1 protein-coding gene and 1 pseudogene are annotated in these 1,721 nt (G+C 51.1%); both read left to right on the top strand.

All coding sequences use genetic code 11. The annotated features are described in order from the left end of the window. The first annotated feature begins 83 nt into the window (after positions 1–83). Positions 84–419 (top strand): hypothetical protein, encoded by a 336-nt coding sequence (locus PE36_RS23510; RefSeq protein WP_081450183.1) that lies wholly within the window; start codon positions 84–86, stop codon positions 417–419. A 1,051-nt stretch (positions 420–1,470) separates the two neighbouring features. Next, positions 1,471–1,721 (top strand): annotated as a pseudogene (locus PE36_RS23505) (serine hydrolase); the annotation flags it as partial.

Here is a 1,721-nt window from a genome sequence, read left to right as displayed (position 1 = left end):
TTTTTTCCTGTTTGGTCACTGATGCCTCCGTGTAAGGGGGATTTCTGTTCATGGGGGTAATGATACCGATGAAACGAGAGAGGATGCTCACGATACGGGTTACTGATGATGAACATGCCCGGTTACTGGAACGTTGTGAGGGTAAACAACTGGCGGTATGGATGCGGCGGGACCAGAGAAAAATCACTCAGGGTCAATGCCAGCGCTTCGTTAATACAGATGTAGGTGTTCCACAGGGTAGCCAGCAGCATCCTGCGATGCAGATCCGGAACATAATGGTGCAGGGCGCTGACTTCCGCGTTTCCAGACTTTACGAAACACGGAAACCGAAGACCATTCATGTTGTTGCTCAGGTCGCAGACGTTTTGCAGCAGCAGTCGCTTCACGTTCGCTCGCGTATCGGTGATTCATTCTGCTAACCAGTAAGGCAACCCCGCCAGCCTAGCCGGGTCCTCAACGACAGGAGCACGATCATGCGCACCCGTGGCCAGGACCCAACGCTGCCCGAATGTTCTTTCCTGCGTTATCCCCTGATTCTGTGGATAACCGTATTACCGCCTTTGAGTGAGCTGATACCGCTCGCCGCAGCCGAACGACCGAGCGCAGCGAGTCAGTGAGCGAGGAAGCGGAAGAGCGCCCAATACGCAAACCGCCTCTCCCCGCGCGTTGGCCGATTCATTAATGCAGAGCTTGCATGCCTGCAGGTCGACTCTAGAGGATCGATCCCCCTGTGCTAGGATGGTCACCTAGATCAGGAAACAGCTATGACCCCAGTGCTGGAAAGAAACCTCCTTGAACCTATAGTAACTATAGGTTCAAGGAGGTTTTAAATAAATATGCAACAATTCTCAATCGGGCAGACGCCGACGCAAGCTAATCCAATTAACTTTCCAGCACACTGGACTGGCCGTCGTTTTACAAGGTCTAGTCCGACCTAGACTCAGGGGTACCGAGCTCGAATTCTGGCGTAATAGCGAAGAGGCCCGCACCGATCGCCCTTCCCAACAGTTGCGCAGCCTGAATGGCGAATGGCGCCTGATGCGGTATTTTCTCCTTACGCATCTGTGCGGTATTTCACACCGCATATGGTGCACTCTCAGTACAATCTGCTCTGATGCCGCATAGTTAAGCCAGCCCCGACACCCGCCAACACCCGCTGACGCGCCCTGACGGGCTTGTCTGCTCCCGGCATCCGCTTACAGACAAGCTGTGACCGTCTCCGGGAGCTGCATGTGTCAGAGGTTTTCACCGTCATCACCGAAACGCGCGAGACGAAAGGGCCTCGTGATACGCCTATTTTTATAGGTTAATGTCATGATAATAATGGTTTCTTAGACGTCAGGTGGCACTTTTCGGGGAAATGTGCGCGGAACCCCTATTTGTTTATTTTTCTAAATACATTCAAATATGTATCCGCTCATGAGACAATAACCCTGATAAATGCTTCAATAATATTGAAAAAGGAAGAGTATGAGTATTCAACATTTCCGTGTCGCCCTTATTCCCTTTTTTGCGGCATTTTGCCTTCCTGTTTTTGCTCACCCAGAAACGCTGGTGAAAGTAAAAGATGCTGAAGATCAGTTGGGTGCACGAGTGGGTTACATCGAACTGGATCTCAACAGCGGTAAGATCCTTGAGAGTTTTCGCCCCGAAGAACGTTTTCCAATGATGAGCACTTTTAAAGTTCTGCTATGTGGCGCGGTATTATCCCGTATTGACGC

It is taken from the genome of Moritella sp. PE36 (assembly GCF_000170855.1).
Classification (GTDB): Bacteria; Pseudomonadota; Gammaproteobacteria; order Enterobacterales; family Moritellaceae; genus Moritella.
This window is presented reverse-complemented; position numbering and strand designations above follow the sequence as displayed.

Excerpts from the sequence above, each read along its gene's own strand:
- PE36_RS23510 (WP_081450183.1), top strand. The coding sequence starts at position 84 with ATGCTCACGATACGGGTTACTGATGATGAACATGCCCGGTTACTGGAA.